Raw genomic sequence first — 15,446 nt, 5'->3', positions numbered from 1 at the left:
GTCAGTTGACTGTCCAGGGGCGGTAGGTGGCGAGGTCTCCGCGGAGGTGCCGGGCGAGTAGGCGTGCTTGCACGAGTGGGAGAACGGCGCCTTCTATCTCGCGGTTGAGTTGGGCATGTGGCCAAGCTCGTCGTCGTGCGGTCTGCCAGGCGTTGAGGGTGTTTTTTCGGCCGGTTTCGGTGAGCCGGTATGCGCCATTGGGGAGTAGTTCGAAGTCGTCGGCGGAGAGTTCTCGTCGGTTGAGCAGGGTGAAGGCGAGCCGGTCGGCGAGGAGGGGGCGGAACTCTTCCATCAGATCGAGGGCGAGTGCCGGCTTGGCTGGGCGGGTGGCGTGAAGGAACCCGATATAAGGGTCGAGGCCGACGTGTTCGAGTGCGCCGTGCACGGCGACTCGGAGCATGCCGTAGAGGAACGACAGGAGGCAGTTGACGGGGTCGGTGGGTGGTCTCTTGGTTCGGCCGGTGCCGCGCCATTGCTTGTCGGTGACCAGGTATGGCAGGGCTGCGAAGTAGTCGTGTGCGGCGATGCCTTCGGTGCCGAGCACGCTGTCGATGCTCTCGGCGCTCTTGAGCAGTTCCAGTCGTTGGGCGATGAGTTCCGCTGATGCGCGCAGCGCGGTCTGCCGGTGACCGGATGTGTCGCGGCCGGCACGGAGCAGAACTTGGCGGGAGTTGTGTATCTTGCCGGCGACCATGGCTTTGGCGATCTTGATCCGGTGGTCGTGGTTGTCGACGGCGCGGTGCTGGGCTTGTCGCAGGAGGGGGTTGCCGCTGGTGGGGCCGGCGACGCGGGCTCTGAATCGGCCCATGCCGGTGAGCCAGCTGACGGATCGACCGTCGTCGGCGCAGTGCAGCAGCAGGTCGTCGGTGATGGTCACGCCGGCGAAGAGCACCAGGTGGTCGACTCGGCTCAGGGGCAGCAGGCGTCGTCCGGTCTGTTCTGGGTGGTAGACGCGGACGGTGTCGCCGTCGAGGTGCAGGCTGGTCCCCGGTGTTTGTACGTAGAGGGTGTTGAGTAGTTCAGTCACGCCACTGTCCCAACGGCCTTGGGGTGAAGAGGTCGGCTGCCGGTCGGGTCTGCCGGCCGTCGGTCATGTCGGGTAGGCAGTCGTCGCGCAGTGAGCACTTACGGCACCGGGTGTCGTTGCGTGCCGCTGGTAGGTGTGGGGACGCGAGGAGACGCCGGATGGCTTCGGTCGCTTGCACTACCCGGTGCAGGAGGTCGGGGCTGATGGTGACCGGGTGGCGGCGGCGTTCGGCGACGGAGTAGATGTATCCGAGGGGTACGTCGAACCCGGCTTCGAGGAGGCACAGGGCCTGACCGGCGAGTTGCAGGTCAGCGGGCCCGTCTGGCTGGTAGCGGCCGACTTTGTATTCCACTGGGGTGGCGGTGGTGCCGACGAATTCCACCACATCGCAGATGCCTCTGAGGCCGTACACAGCGCTGCCCACGGGTAGGGAGCGGATGGTGGTGAGACCTGCCCGCCGGGTCAGGCCGGGCAGGTCCACCAGTCGATGGCTCAGATCGCCGCGTACGGTCTGCGCGCTGTCACCCCAGATGCCCTCGACGTGGATGAGCGCGGTCTGTCGGTGGCAGTAGGCGTAGTGCTCGAGTGCGGAGAGCGGGATCTCGGCAAGGGTGCCGTCGCCATCGGTCGTCGGGGTCACGGCCAGAGATTCACCAGTGGGGTGAACTCGATACCCTCGGGAAGGTTGTCGGTGGCGAGGGTCAGCTGGTAGTCCAGGTGGTGCCGGGCGGGCTTTTCCGTGTTCGCGCGGCTGAGGGATACGCGTTCGGTGAGGCTGGCCGCCGGTGCGACGCCGAGGGCGTCGGGGTGGCTGAAGACGTACAGGCCGCAGAGTTTCATCTCGCCGCGGGTGGCGGAGCGGTCGTGGTCGAACATCAGGGTGATCGCCCGCCAGAAGACGGCGAGGTCGTCAGAGGTGACGCCCGTCTTCCCGGCGCGGGGGGCGGAGTAGAAGATGCGGGCTTGGTAGAGGCCGTAGGGCACGGTCCATTTCGAGCCCATCTCGGTCCGCTCGCCCTTGTCGATGTCATCCTGGCGGGTTTGGGTGACCCGGGTGATGGCGTGATCGGTGGGAAGGACCGCGTCGACGCTGCGGGCGAAGGTGAGCTGCACCGGACCGCGTACCTGTCCGGCACCGCCCTTGGTGGTGCCGGTGCTGAGGACGGCGCCGAACATGCGGATGTCGAAGTAGTGCTCGCAGAGCCACCGCTGTGCCTCGTCGGCGCGACCGGGGTTGGCCTTGAGGCCCTCCTCGATGCGGGTGTTCAGCGCGTGGCCGGCCTCGACGAAAATCCCAAACCTAGGGTCGTCGCCACGCATCAGGGCGACGGTGTCGCGGATCTTGCGTTTGATGGCGACGTCGGTGACCAGTCCCTGGCCGGTCTCGTCGTCGGTGCGCGGCTGGTTACCGCCGTCGGGGTCGCCGTTGGGGTTGCCGTCGGTGACGTCGAACAGGAGAACGGCGTCGTGGCGGCGGGCCGGGTCGAGGTGGTTGTCGCTCATTCGGCGTCTCCTTCGGTGGTGGGCTGGTCGTCCGAGGCGGGTGGCAGGTCAGTGTTCTTCTTCTTGGCAGCGGCCTCGATGCGCTCGGCGCGCATGGCGGCGCGTTGCTGGTGGAACCCGAGGACGAACTGGGCCTTCTGCGCCAAGACGGCGGTGCTCGGGATCGAGTCCCGGCTCGTGTCGATCTGGGCGAAGATGTCGTCGAGTCGGTTGGCGTACGCCCTGGCCCAGCCCGGTTTGCGCAGCGGTCCACGTAGGCGGCGCAACCAGGCAGTCGAGGTCCGCTGCCCGTTGACCAGGACAACTCTCGGGTTGGTGATGGCGCGACCCATGTACCGCTCGGCGAAGGTGGTGTTCAACGGCTGGTTCGCCGCCCGGAAAACCGTCTGCTGAAGGTCATCGAGAACGGCGAAAGCCCTGCCGGACAAGTAAGCGGGGTCGTTGTTGTCCAAGTTCAACGTGGGGGTCAGCCTTTCAAACTCGGCGGTTCGGCTATCAGGATCGTCAAGTCGACGTGACCAGCGGCGCAGGCCGAGCCGGACCAGGGCCACGCGTGCCGGATCGACCCGGCCGTCGGTGCGGATCCGGTTGAGCACATGGGTGAGCAGCCGCGGCGGCAGCGGGCTGTCTAGCAACGCGGCCCGTAGCAGCGCGTGCTGCAGGCCGGTCGGCCGGTCCTCGCCCCTGGCACCGAGCTTGACCCAACTACCGGGGGCGCCACCCCGCCCAACCTGCCACCGGCCCGCCGCGCGGACCAGTTGGGTCAGCCGGACCTGGGTAACCTCACCAGACCAGTCCGCGATCTCGTGATCGTCGATCCACGAACGGATGTAGCCCTTGACCTGGGGCAGCGGCATCTCCACCCAGTCGCGGATCACGACCCGGGCGACGTTGCCGCCAACGGTCACCGAGCAGAAGGTAGACAGGTCATCATCGCCGGGCTCAATGCCGTCGTGCGGGGTGGTGAGCAGGGCGCGGGCGTCATCGAGGTCCGGGGCGTCCAGCGGGGCCATGGGGTCGAAGCGGGAGCCGCCGACCAACCACCAGGCCAGACGGGCGTTCTGCCCGGGTAGCCCGGTGCTGTGCCGTTCATCGGACAGCACCGCCGTCAACGACGACATGAACGTCAGACCGCACGTGACACAGATCGGCGTGTGGGCCAGAAGCTTCGTCAGCTCATAGCCGTGGGACGCCTCGTTGACACTCACCAGCGAGGCGCTCTGGGTGGCGCCGGGCAGCCACCGCCGCGGAATCTGCTGCGGGATCGTCTTGAGCAGGTCGCGGACCTGGCCGCAGACCAGGCAGTAACCGGCCCGGCCGAGCCCCTTACGCCCGGCGGCGACGCCCGCCCAGTACCGCTTCGCTGATTCGTGTTCGGTGGCGATCTGCCCCTCGACGACGAAGGCCACCATGTCGGCGCGGCTCCACGTCCCATCGGTGACAACCTTCGGTGCGTGACCCCCAGCGTAGAAGGCGGCGATAGCGGGAGCTGGGCCATCCGGCTCCGCGGCAGCCCAGTCCCGGATCAGCTCCTGGAACGCGGTGTGCTGCTTGGCCACCCGGTCGGCTTTGCCATCCTCGGCGACCCAGCCCAGCACGTATTCGACGGTGTCGGCGGCCAGCGTCGGCGCGACCCCTACGGTGCGGGTGACGTTCGGCATCCACCGCTCGATTCCGAAGCGCTGCCCGGGTTTTCCCGGATCCGCGAAATCGACTAACTCGACGTTGGCGGGCGTGCCGTCAGCGGTGATGTAGAGCAGGAACCGCACCGGCTTCCTGCCATAGAACGGTGGAGTCACCTCGCCACTGGACTCCGCGTACTCGACGAGCCGCTGCAACAACATCAGACGCCCCCACCTGGAAGGGCGAGTTCCATCCCCCGCTGCGGCACGTACAGAACCCCGGCCTGCACCCGGGCAGAGAACCACTCCATCCGAGGAATGCCGCCACCGTCGCGGTGAATCGAGTGCAGCATGATGCCGATGTCCTCATGCAGATCGTGCTGGCGCTTGACCGTGTCGTCCGGCCAACCGAACTCCGCGCTGAACTCCCGCGTACCCAGGTAGGGGCGCTGGAAGCAGGCACCCCGGCGGACCCGGCGGCGCAACTGATCCCGGTACGCCGAAGCGGGCTTGTCCGCGTGCGGAGCCGGCACCATGTGCGCGTGGATGCGGTAGGCCACGTCCCGCAGGCACACGGCGTTGCGTTGATCGCGATGCGCCACCGTGTCCACCCGGCGGGCGCCCTTGATCGCCTCCGCCAGCGGTGCCACGTCCGTGGTCTCGTTGCGACGGATCGTGAACTGCCGAATCGGGCGGAGCACCTCGATCGCGACGATCTCGTAGCGAAATTCCGGCTTCCAGTAGATCGACTCCAGCACACCCACCGCGGCGGGAGGCGTCATGACCGAGTAGCTCACCCGCTCCACCTTCAGCTCCGGGCGGGAGAACAGGGCGGCCTCACCGACTACCTGAACTACCACGGGCAGATCACCCTCGCGGCTCCGCCGCAGGGTCACCCCGTCGATCACATCCGTCGTCACTGCACGAACTCCTCGAATCTCGGGTCGAAGGTGATGCCAGTTGCCTCGTCGTATCCACCGATCCACTCCACCAACGCGCCCACCCGCACCTCATCGCCGAGGATCGGCCGCATGTACGCCGTCACCTCCGGGTTACGGAGAACACCGCTGTGCACAGTGGTGGTGTAGGGCTGAAGCTGACGCAGATCATGGAGGTCCGGCACCGACGCGTGGCGGATTTTTTCAATCAGGTCGACGAGAGCAGCGGACTCCTCGTCCGTCAACGCACCTTGCGGGGTCACCACCGAGATGCCCTCGTCACGGATGAGCCGGAACGCCCGCTCGTGATCACGACGGCGGCTGTTCACATCGATCAGCGGGCCATCAGCAACGGTCTGGAACGCCCACTCCTTACGAGCCTGCTGGATGCGCTGACCAACGTGGTCCGGGTCCTTCAGGTTGAGCGCGTCGTAGACCTGGCAGTAGTAGTCCGACAACGCCGACTCGTTGTCCGGATCGGCCACGTCAGGCCCGAAGCAGGTCTTCGCCACACCGACCAACTTCTTGTACGCCGCAGGCTGCCCACCGTCTGACGGAGCGAAGATGACGACCCGTCCACACTCCAAGCGCCCTTCCCGATTAGCCCGCCCGGCGGCCTGCAACAACGAATCAGCCGGTGCCATCGCCCGATACACAAGCGGAAAGTCCAGGTCCACGCCCGCTTCCACCAGCTGCGTCGCCGCCAAGAGCACTCGCTCACCGGCACCTAACCGCCGGATCACCACCTCCAGCACCCGCCGCCGATGCGCCGGACACATCCGCGTCGACAGATGCCAGGCGACATCACCGAAGCCTTCCTCCTGCCACCGCTCATACACCGTCCGCGCATCCGCTGTCGTGTTCACCACCACCATCGCCGACCCGCCACCGACACCGCTGCCAGCCGACCCGCTGGCGTCATCAGCGATGTGACCCAGGGTCAGACCTGCGTCCAGCCGCCACTCGTACGACACACGCCGCATCTTCTCGTTCAGCACCGACACTTCCGAGACCAACTCGAACCGGTCCAGGTCCTCGAAGGTCTGCAACGCCCAGAATTCGGGCTGGGTAGCCGACGACAGCAGGACTGTCGTCCGGAAGTGCTCCACTAGCAGACGCAGGCCGTTCAGGATCGGTACGAGCATGTCGTGCGGCAGCGCCTGAATCTCGTCCAGCACGATCACCGACCCCGCTAGCCGATGCACCCGCCGCATCGCCGACGGCTTGCGGGCGTAGAGGGACTCGAACAGACGCACGAACGTCGTCACCACGAACGGCGCGTCCCAGTTCTCCGCGGCCTGACGCGCCCAAGGCCCAGCCTCGGGAGCATCGAAATCCACCTGGCTGTGATGCTCCAACACCACCGGCTCGGCGCCGTCCTCATTGAGCATCCGCCGGTAGACATCGGCGTTCTGCTCGGTGATGGTCAAGAACGGCACCGCGACGATCACCCGACGCAGATCGTGGCGCTGCGCGTGACGCAGCGCGAAGCCAGCCGCGGCGAGCGTCTTCCCGACCCCAGTCGGCGCGTGCAACCGGAACATCCCGGTAGGTCGTTCGGCAGCGGCGAGAGACTCCGCGTAGACCTGCTCCCGTAGCCCATCGATCGGCGACGGCGGACGCTGCGCGAGCGCCTCTGCCCGACGTCGCTCGAACAGGGCGAACAGGTGGGCGAAGTCGGCGTCCGGGCGCACCCTCGGAGCGGCGAGCTGATGGTGGTGCGCGTGAGTGTCCAACCCATCGGCGTCAACCAGAGCGCTGTAGCACAACCGCAACGCCATCTCCCCCACCAGCGGATCCTGTTGCCAACGCTCAGGCAGCGCGGCACTCAGGTCGGCGGGCAGTTCCGGCAGCAGACGGGACAGGGCGGCCTCCGCCGACGCCACGTTCCGCGGGTTATCCCTCAAGGCAGCCATCAACTTCTTCTTGAAGTCGCCCTGGTCCAGGAGCCCACCATGATGCCCGAAAATGCCGACAGCGAACCGACCCAGACCACGTTCCCACGCGACTCGCGTGCCGAGCGCCTTGTGGTCGATGCCGACTCTCCCGCCGCCAGCGGCAACCTTCGACAACCGGTCCTGCCAGGCACAACCGGCTTTGCCGCAGTCATGCAGCAAACCCAACCAGTACGCCAGATCACCGCCCCCGAAGGGCGCGAACCGCCGAGCAAGGGTGGCCGTACCGCGCAGATGAGCCTCGAGAGAGTGCCACACCTCGGTACCAGGAGCAGGGCTATGCGCCCACAACGGATCTTCAGCTCTCACACACAGTCCCGGACTCGATACCCAACACGGACGACCCATAGAGCCATCCGCCCTCGAAGGAGTCAACGCCGTGCTTGCGATCTGTCCGATAGTTGTCTGGGCGATGCGGGCCGGGGACTACCCGGCCCGCAGCGTACGACCACGTCAGCGCCTACCGCTGACGACGTCACGGTGTTGCGACCCTCGGCACCGACTTGCACGCCGGACACCGCAGCCCCTCGGGAGGGGATCGGTGGTCGCCATCAACCACCGGCGACCACTATAGCGAGCGCACCGGGCTTCTACTTCACCGTAACGTCGCATGCCGTAGGTCCAAGTTGGATCAAAGCTTGTGTCCCCAAAGGACATCATGCAAACATTGCGGCGCACCACCGATGGCACTGCCATGGCGCTGGCCGCCCCCGCTCGATGAGTCGCTGGGCAGCAACTCCTCCATAAGGGAGGAGACTGTCCGAAGGGAGCTTCCCCTGATAGGGAACGACGTCACCACCCGGGTTCTGTTACTGATCGTCGCCGTGTTGACGGCCAGCCTGATCGCCATGAGCGTCGGCTGGATCTCCTGGGCGAACGAGCGGCGCGCGGGCCACGCCATCATCGCCGCAGGGGCCGCATTCGGTGGTGCACTGGGCCTGATGATCGTCTCGTACAACTTCGTCATGCACCAGGAAACCTAGGCTCAGCCGTCGGTCCAATCACTCCGGCAGGCAACGCAGGGGCATTGACGGACCCGATGTGCATATCCGTCGGCTGGCTCCGTACAGGGGGCGCCTGCGACATCCCCGAAAGGCCAGGCCCTCAGGCCAGAGCCGCAGCGTTGTTGGCAGCGAGCCAGCCGGCAGGGTTGCCGCAGTCGTGGTACTCGCCGGTGACGGGGCGGATCAGTACGTCGTTGTCGCGGGCGAAGGCGATGACGGCGTCGGTGGCCTGGTACTCGCCGTTCGGTGCCGGAGTCAGTTTCTGGAAGTAGGCCATGGCGTCGGCGGGTAGCAGGGTGCGGCTGATGTTGATGTACGCGGTTGGCTCGCCGTAGTCGTCCGGCTTTTCGAGCAGCTGATCGAGTAGCTGGTGGCCCTCGGCTGCTCGCGGGTGCAGGATGCCGTAGCGATGGGCCTCGGCGCCGGGCACCGTGGCGGCGGCGAGCGCGGCCGGTACTCCGGCGGCGGCCCGGGCAGCGACGAGGTCGGCCAGGTCTGACCCGCCGTCGTTGCGGAGGAGGAGGTCGTCGCCGGCCACTAGGAGGAAGTCGTCGCCGGCGATGAAGTCAGCGGCGACGATCGCGGGCAGCGCGGTGCCGTACCGGTCGTCGCGCGGTTGTTCGATGAACGTGAAGTCGGCTTGGCTGTGCAGGTCGGCGAGGGGCGCGTACTTGTCCTGCCAGCCGCGTGCGGTGAAGTAGTCCTTCAGGTCGTGGTCTTCGGTGAAGTAATGACGCACCTGGCGGCCGATCTCGCCGGGGGCGGTGACGATCGCGATCTCGTGGGCGCCTGCGGCGACGCAGTCAGCGACTGCGTAGGCGACGACTGGTTGGTTGAGGATCGGCAGCATGCACTTGTTAATGGTTTTGCCGATGGGGAAGAAGCGGCTGCCCATGCCGGCGACAGCGATGACGGCCCTCACGCGCTTACCTTTCGGTTGGGTTGCACCGGCCGTCAGGGTGTGGCGACAGTGAGCCGGGCGGATCTGTGCAGCTTACGCATCGCACTGGTCCGATTCGGGGCACATGGCGAAGGCGCGCACGGGTGCGGGCCGCCAGCGCGTCAATGCCGGCGGCCCGCGATGATTCGTCAGCGTGAGGTGGGTGCCTTGAGCATGGTGGTGATCGTGGGTTCGGCGGCGGCTGCGGCCAGGGAGCCGGCCTGACGGATGCGGTCCCACGTCGGGGTCCGGCGTGCGTCGGAGTCGAGGCCGTGGCGCAGGGCCTGCCGGTGGACGCCGTTGAGCATGGTGTCGTAGTCGTGCGGGATGCTCCGGTGGCCTTCGACGTACTGGTGGAGGGCGGCGACGCCGACCTCCGCGACGGTGTGTCCGCAGCGCGCGATGGCGGCGAGCAGGTCGGTGTCGAACGCCAAGCTGTGATCGGCGCTGAGGGGCAGTGCGGTGCGCAGGGCGGTGGCCGGGAAGGCTTTGAAGCCGGCCTGCGGGTCGGTGGCGTCGAGGTGCAGGAGGTCCCGGACGGCTCGTTGGTAGAGCCAGGTGGTGGGGGTCGGACCGGTGGACGGGTAGTAGCCGTGGGAGTCGGGGCGGCGGCGGGAGCCGATGACGGCGCCGACGCCGGGTTGGTCGAGGGCGGCGACGTGGAGTCCGAGTTGCTCCAGTGGATAGGTGAGGTCGAGGTCGGTGTAGGCGAGGATGGTGCGGCCGGCGCCGGCGAGCTCGGTGAGGCCCCAGAGCACGGCGCCGCCTTTGGCGCTGGTGTCGTCGGGGCGTTGCGCGACGGTCACGCGGATCTGCGGGTGCTCGACGTCGATCGCGCGGGCGGCGCGGGCCGAGGCGCCGTCGGTGCTCTCGTCGACCAAGAGGAGGTCGGCGTAGGCGTCAGGACAGGCTTGCAGGAGCCAGCCCAGTTGGGCGACCTTAACGGTGAGCGCGTCGTCGCCGTGTTTGGGGGTGAGGTGATGCGTCTCGGCGCGCATCGGCACGACGACGCCGAGGTCGGCGGGGACGGGACGGGTCAGGAGAGCGGCTTTGGACCGGGCGGCCTTGATGGCGGCGATCAGGCCATGCAGCTGTAGGCCGGCGGGGATGTTGTCGTGGCGGTTCTTGGCGAGGCCGTACACGAAGGCGATGAGGAGTTGGTCGTTGTAGTGCGGGAGGGGGCTGTGTGTCTGGTGACCGGTGAGGTGGTCGGCGACCAGGTGCAGCAGCGCGCGGCCGGTGGGGTCGGCGGCCCAGCACTGGTTGGGGGTGGGCGGGGTGTCGGCTGATCCCCAGGTGCTGCGGACGTGGTCGGCGAGCAGGTCGTAGCCGGCCACGAGGGCGCGTTGGGTGTCGTCCCACCGTGCGCCCTCGTCGGTGAACTCGGCTGCCTGCCACGCCTGCTCCCAGCCGCCCGGCTGGGCTTCGGCGGCGCTTGCGGCGGCGGTGACGTGCTGCCAACGGCGACGGACGGCGGGCCAGGCGCAGGACTGGTCTTCCCCCGAGGCGAGGCTGTCGGCGGCGTTCTCGGCCAGGGCGAGGGCCTGGCTGGCTTGGACGGGGGTGTCGGCGGCGGTCGTGAGCGAGTCAAACCACAGCTCGGCGGCCAGCGTCAGTCCCCCGGTGTGGCCGGCGAGGCCACGGATCGTCTGCTCGCGCCGTGCGAGAAGCGCGGCGCGCACCTGCTGATGGCGGGCGCGGTCGAGAGCGGTAGCGCCCGCCAGGTCGATGAGGGCCGTCGGGACGCGGCCGGCGCGGGCGTCGAGCAGCGCGAGCAGTCCGGTCTGGGCGGGACCGGTCAGGGTGCCCTTGTCCAGGATCGGAGCCAGTAGCTGTTCCAGGACCACCGGGTCCGCTGCGGCTGCGGATGCGCGGAATCGTTCACTGTCGAGGTAGGCGTCGTCGACGAATGCGGGCTGGTGGACGAGGGTCGCCATGGTGCGGGCGAATCGGTGACACGCGCCGGGTGAGGTGCCGTCGGGGAAGAGTCTGCCCCGCAGGGCACCGATCGCCTGCTTGGCATCGGGCCGACGCGCGACGAGCAGCGCGAGTGAGGTGAGGGGCAGGTCCGTTCGCTCGTCGAGCGCGCGGGCGATCCGGTCGGCGGCCGGCACGGCGGTGATCGACAGCAGCGCCCGTACGGTGGCCGGGTCGGGTTCGGCGGCCGTGGCAAGGAGTACGGCGAGGTCGACGTCCTCGTCGTCGTGGCGGTGGTCGAGCAGCGGGGACTGGGCCAGGGGCAGGAAGACCCGGGTAGGTGCGGGGCGTGCTGGGGCGGTCATCGGGTGATCCTTCCGGCGACGAGTTCGGCGGCCTGCCGGGCGGTGTGCACCGGGAAGAGCAGGTTCTGGCGCAGAAACGTTCGTTCGAACGGACTCAGCTCGGCGTGCACGACGGTGGTGCTCTTGGTGATGTCCACCCGCGCGTCGGGCCTGCCGATGCGGGCCAGAAGGTTCCGGACTGTTTCCTCGTCCGGCGGCTGCACTGCCGCGCACACCTCATGCTGGGCGGCGGGGCAGCGCAGGCGGCAGTTCGTGGTGGGCTGGTCGTAGTGGCCGTTGTAGTCGGGGATGTGGCTGCCGCGTTCCACCGCTCGACCGCACGAGGACCGTTTCAGGACCGCAGGGCGCCAGTCTGGGGCCACGTCGGCGTACACCTCGTCGAAGGCGGCCATGATCCGCGCTTCGGTGCCGGCGGTGAGCAGCTTCTTGCCGGGGGTGAAGGAGCCTGCCGGCAGCGGCAGCCCGTAGGACAGGAAGGACTGGACGTGGTCGTCGGCGAACTTCAGCCCGCCGAGGACCACGGTGCGGGCGTTGGCGTCCTTGAAGGTCTGCCAGACGTGACGCAGGTGGGCGTCGGTGGTATTGAGCCCTTCGGCGATCGGCCGGTAGTACGCGAGGACGTTGATCTTCTCGGAGTGCAGGATGCGGCGTAGGAACCGCAGGCGACGCCCACGGTTGGGCGGCTCGATCGACTCGGGCATGGCGGCGTAGCAGACGTTGATGTCGAGGTCGACGTGGACGAGGGATTCCAGGCAGTCGATCTGCTCATCGGAGAGGGTGTACTTCGTGATGCACGAAACGCGGTTGGTCAGACCGAGCTCGTCGAGCAGCTGCAACGCGCGCCACGTTCGCGGCCACAGCTTCGGCAGGAACGCCTCGGAGGTGGACATGTGCAGGCCGATGGGCGTGTGGTGCGGGGTGAACCACGGGTGCGACAGCAGCCGCGCGACGACATCCTCCGGTTCGAGGAACCCGGTCGGCGCCCAGGAGCCGAGGTAGCCGTCGACGGTGTTGCCTTCGCGCCGGTAGCAGTAGGCGCACATCAGGGGGCAGCCGATACCGAAGTCGGCGGACATGCCGCCCTTCATCTGCGAGATCATGTAGCTGGTGTTCAACCCGTCAGGGCCGGCTGTGGCCTGACTCTCGGCGATCTGCTCGACCGTGGCGATCGGCGCGAAGCCGGCCGGCAGCACCGACTTGAGCGCGTGCGGCGCGTCCGGGGTGCCGACGACGCCGGGCCACGCGAAGGCGCAGCGCAGCGCGAATCCCAGGGCGTCGCTCTGGTCCGCATCGAGGTGGTGGGCGCGGGTGAGCGCAGCGATCGTGCGGGCGGGTAGTTCCTGCAGCGGGATGCGGCGGCCGGTGGGCTCGTGCAGCAGCCGGCCCGCAACGACGTCAGCCAGGGCACGCTCCAGCGCCCCAGCGGCGAGTTCGCGCGCCGCGTTCACGACCGGGTAGGGGTCGGATAGGTCGAGGACGGCTTGCAGGCGGCGGGCGACCTCGGCCCGGGCCGCACCGCGGTAGAGGGCCGGTCGGTCGCCGGCCGGTGGGCCGTCGAGGGTCGGTGTGCTGGTCGGACTGCTCACATCTGCTCCTTCTGTGATCCGGTGCTGGCTTCCAGGGGTTCGGGTTGGATCCATCCGTGGGGAGCACGGACGTTCACGCGGCGACCGGCCTCAATGAGCGCGGCGAGATCGTCGGCGTCGAGGGCGATGCCGTCCTGGTGTGCCCGGTCGCGCTGGGACCAGGCGCGGTCTCCGGGCATCCGGGCGCCCTGCTCGCGCACCGTTTGCGCGACAGCGGCTACGCCGGTGGCCAGCGACTCGGCGACGGCGAGGCGGCGCGGGTCGACCGCCACGACGAGCAACCCGCGGCCGTCGTCTCCTGCCGGCAAGGGGGTGCTCCCGGTCAGCGCGCCGACCAGCAGTTCCAGGACGATCGCCAGGGCTTGGCCGCGCTCGCCCGCGGGCAACAGCACCTTGGCGAGGTTCGGATCGTGGACCCGATGCCCGCTCGCGTCGAGGGCGGACCCGGTGGGTAACACCTGTCCGGTGCGGGCCAGGTGGTGCAGGCGGCCCCAGGACATCGCGGCGGCGGCCAGGTCCACCAGCACCGGGCGCTGCGGGTCCGGACTTGGAACTGCGACCGCCAGCGCGCTGCTGCCCAGGATCGGCGTGCTAGTGCCTCCGTGCAGGGCCACGCTGCGTGCGGACGCCTGCGCGGCGGCCACGCCCACCAGGCCGCGCCGGGCCAACTGCGCGGCGGGAATGCCGAGCGCGCCGACGTGACCGGCCCGGCGAACGGTCACGGCGGCGATGCCATAGCGTCGGGTGCGAAGTATGGCTGCGGTGACCGCCAGGCGGGCAGCCACCGGTCCCGGGGCCAGGTCGGCGTCCACGACCAGGACCGCCTCCTCGTCCCGCACAGTCCGAATCAGGGGACGCGGGTTCAGGTGCCCGGTGCGCAGCTTGTCCAGATAGCCCGGGGCCAATCGGCTGCCGTGGCCGGGGATGCCGCGAAGGTCGGCCTCCAGGTGGGTATCGGCCATCGCTCGCGCCCCGACTCGGGTCATCCCCGCTGTCTGATAAAGGCACTGCAGGAAATTGGCGAGTTGGCCGGCCGGAACCCGGGTCACCATGACGCACCGGAGACGGGTACGACACCGTGGGCGCGGCCGTCGCCGAGCAGGATTCGGGCCACCGCCGCGACAGAGGCCCAGTGCGGGCTGAACGCGGCCACCAACACCGGCGCGGGCGAACCGGGCAGGTCGTCCACGTCACCGAACGCGACCTGAACAACCATCCGCCCGCACTCGACCAGCCGGGCAGCTTCCTGGACAGTTCTACTCGGACCCGCCGTCGTGGTGCGGGTGTCATAGCCGTAGACGACGACCGGGCCGGCGGTTGGCACTGGAGCGCCGATGGGCACCTGCACCACGCGGTGGTACGCGGCGAGCAGCGCGGGCAGATAGTCCGGCGTATAGCGGGCACTGTCGGCGCGCCGCTGCCCCTCGTCAGGCACCCGCACCAAGGCCAGCACCTTGCCGGACGGCACGTCCAGCGGAAGGAGCCGGTCTCCGCGCACCACCGCCACCGAACGGTCAGCTACCCGTTCCGCCGCACGCCAGGCCGCCGCGTTCGCCGACGGCCAGTCCGGTCGGACCGAGCCGGGGCTCAGGCCGTACCGCCGATGCAGCGTCTGCACACGGTCCACGGCCTCACCGATCCGTTGGCGATCGATCACGCCCTGCTCGACCGCCGCAGTCAGCGCCTGCACCACCTCCGCGCGCCGCCGAACCGCCGCCGTCTGTGCCGCCGACGAGCTGCGCCCCCGGGAAATCTCCGAGTCCAGCATCACGATGTCCACCCCGGCGGCCACCGCGGCGACCGCCGCCCGGGCCAGGCCACCCAGCGGCTCGTGCACCGCAGGAATCGACAAGTTCTCGCTCACCACCACACCGCCGAAGCCCAGCTCGTCACGCAACAGGCCAAGCACGCGCGGCGATGCCAACGCCGGCTTGTTGTCCAGGGCGAGCACGGTGTGACTGCCGACCATCACGCACGCCACCTGCGCGTCAATCGCCGCCCGGAACGGCAGCAACGCGCCCGGGTTGAGTTGGTCGACCACCGGCGCGACGTGGTGCGGGTCCCCACCAATCCCGCCCAGACCGGGAAAATGCTTGGCGGTCGCCGCGACGCCAGCCCTCTGCGATCCGCGTACGAACGCTGCTGCCAACAGCCCAACCCGTTGAGGATCGGAGCCGAAGGAGCGAGCGCCAACCGCGGCAGCCGCCGGCCATCCCGTGGTGTCGCACACCGGTGCCAAATTCCAGGTCAACCCCACCGCCCGGAGCTGCTCACCGATCGCCGTTCCTGCCAGCTCGGCCAGGTCCTCGTCCTCCGCTGCCCCAATCGCCAGATTTCCCGGCAACTGGGCCACGCCTGGCCAGTCCAGCGCGTTCAACCGGCCGCCTTCCTGATTCACGCTCAGCAACAGCGGCGGGGAACCGGCTAAGTTCTCGCTAGCCATCCGGGTGACCTGGCTCAACCGCGCCGGGCCGGCGACGATGGCTTTACTGATTGGGTCTGCTGCACCGATAGGTGACACCTGAGATGGCTTGCCCTGTGGGCGGGCTGGAAGGATGTCGCTGTGCCCAAGCCCTACCCCCGAGAGTT

Annotated in this window: 12 protein-coding genes; 1 reads left to right on the top strand and 11 read right to left on the bottom strand. The window is 68.7% G+C overall.

From position 1 onward, the window contains the following. Position 1 precedes the first annotated feature (1 nt). The 6 genes from cas1c to cas3 are packed head-to-tail and all read right to left on the bottom strand — an operon-like array spanning position 2 to position 7,303. Entirely contained in the window at positions 2–1,027 is a 1,026-nt protein-coding gene (gene cas1c, locus AB0A95_RS31940; RefSeq protein ID WP_357559454.1) for a type I-C CRISPR-associated endonuclease Cas1c, read from the bottom strand. Further along, entirely contained in the window at positions 1,020–1,667 is a 648-nt protein-coding gene (gene cas4, locus AB0A95_RS31935) for a CRISPR-associated protein Cas4 (RefSeq protein WP_357559453.1), read from the bottom strand. The genes cas1c and cas4 overlap by 8 nt, the downstream gene beginning before the upstream one ends. After that, entirely contained in the window at positions 1,664–2,530 is an 867-nt protein-coding gene (gene cas7c / locus AB0A95_RS31930) for a type I-C CRISPR-associated protein Cas7/Csd2 (protein ID WP_357559452.1), read from the bottom strand. The genes cas4 and cas7c overlap by 4 nt, the downstream gene beginning before the upstream one ends. Next, a complete protein-coding gene (cas8c, locus tag AB0A95_RS31925; RefSeq protein ID WP_357559451.1) occupies positions 2,527–4,374 on the bottom strand; it encodes a type I-C CRISPR-associated protein Cas8c/Csd1 in 1,848 nt (615 codons plus the stop codon). The genes cas7c and cas8c overlap by 4 nt, the downstream gene beginning before the upstream one ends. Continuing rightward, positions 4,374–5,060, bottom strand: coding sequence for a type I-C CRISPR-associated protein Cas5c (gene cas5c, locus AB0A95_RS31920; protein WP_357559465.1), 687 nt, complete (start codon positions 5,058–5,060; stop codon positions 4,374–4,376). The genes cas8c and cas5c overlap by 1 nt, the downstream gene beginning before the upstream one ends. A gap of 8 nt (positions 5,061–5,068) precedes the next feature. Continuing rightward, positions 5,069–7,303, bottom strand: a complete 2,235-nt coding sequence (gene cas3 / locus AB0A95_RS31915; RefSeq protein ID WP_357559450.1) for a CRISPR-associated helicase Cas3' — start codon at positions 7,301–7,303, stop codon at positions 5,069–5,071. 425 nt (positions 7,304–7,728) lie between these two features. Between cas3 and AB0A95_RS31910 the strand changes: the two genes are divergently transcribed. Then, positions 7,729–8,028, top strand: a complete 300-nt coding sequence (locus AB0A95_RS31910; RefSeq protein ID WP_357559449.1) for a hypothetical protein — start codon at positions 7,729–7,731, stop codon at positions 8,026–8,028. 121 nt (positions 8,029–8,149) lie between these two features. Here AB0A95_RS31910 and AB0A95_RS31905 read toward each other — a convergent pair whose 3' ends face one another. From AB0A95_RS31905 to AB0A95_RS31885, 5 genes are all read right to left on the bottom strand, one after another. Beyond that, complete coding sequence (locus AB0A95_RS31905; RefSeq protein ID WP_357559448.1) at positions 8,150–8,971, bottom strand: sugar phosphate nucleotidyltransferase; 822 nt, start codon at positions 8,969–8,971, stop codon at positions 8,150–8,152. Between the two features lie 167 nt (positions 8,972–9,138). After that, complete coding sequence (locus tag AB0A95_RS31900) at positions 9,139–11,271, bottom strand: glycosyltransferase (RefSeq protein ID WP_357559447.1); 2,133 nt, start codon at positions 11,269–11,271, stop codon at positions 9,139–9,141. After that, positions 11,268–12,857 carry a hypothetical protein gene (locus AB0A95_RS31895; protein WP_357559446.1) on the bottom strand — a complete coding sequence of 530 codons (1,590 nt, stop codon included), beginning with the start codon at positions 12,855–12,857 and terminating at the stop codon, positions 11,268–11,270. Before AB0A95_RS31895 ends, AB0A95_RS31900 begins: the two co-directional genes overlap by 4 nt. Next, on the bottom strand, positions 12,854–13,909 hold the full coding sequence (locus AB0A95_RS31890) for an Ldh family oxidoreductase (protein WP_357559445.1): 1,056 nt from the start codon (positions 13,907–13,909) through the stop codon (positions 12,854–12,856). Before AB0A95_RS31890 ends, AB0A95_RS31895 begins: the two co-directional genes overlap by 4 nt. Then, the gene (locus AB0A95_RS31885; RefSeq protein WP_357559464.1) at positions 13,903–15,378 is read right to left on the bottom strand and encodes a glycoside hydrolase family 3 N-terminal domain-containing protein; all 1,476 of its coding nucleotides are present in this window, start codon (positions 15,376–15,378) and stop codon (positions 13,903–13,905) included. The genes AB0A95_RS31890 and AB0A95_RS31885 overlap by 7 nt, the downstream gene beginning before the upstream one ends. Positions 15,379–15,446 lie beyond the last annotated feature (68 nt).

The sequence above is a fragment of the Micromonospora sp. NPDC049230 genome, assembly GCF_040647875.1.
Taxonomy (GTDB): Bacteria; Actinomycetota; Actinomycetes; order Mycobacteriales; family Micromonosporaceae; genus Micromonospora.
Note: the sequence above shows the minus strand (reverse complement) of the source record. Positions and strands in the feature narration are given on the sequence as shown.